The following is a 276-nucleotide window of genomic DNA, read 5'->3' as shown; positions in this document are numbered from 1 at the left end:
CGGCCAATGATGCGGCGACGGTCATGGGCGAATATATCGCCGGATCGGAAGCGGCTTTTGGCCGGTTGATGACGCAGCGTGCGCGCCAGATCGGCATGAAGAGCACTTTCTTCGTCAATCCGTCGGGACTGACCGCGAAGTCAACCCAGCTGACCACAGCGCGGGATATGGCCGTGCTTGGCATGTCGCTCCGCCGTGACTTTCCGGAACAATATGAGTTGTTCTCGCAGCGCTCCTTCACTTTCCGCGACCGTGTTCGCAACGGCCACAACAATC

1 pseudogene is annotated in these 276 nt (G+C 59.4%); it reads left to right on the top strand.

The features are described from left to right. Positions 1 to 23 precede the first annotated feature (23 nt). Positions 24 to 276, top strand: a pseudogene (locus tag SB822_RS56780) (D-alanyl-D-alanine carboxypeptidase); the annotation flags it as partial.

This window comes from Paraburkholderia sp. SIMBA_054 (assembly GCF_046534875.1).
GTDB lineage: Bacteria > Pseudomonadota > Gammaproteobacteria > Burkholderiales > Burkholderiaceae > Paraburkholderia > Paraburkholderia hospita.
This window is presented reverse-complemented; position numbering and strand designations above follow the sequence as displayed.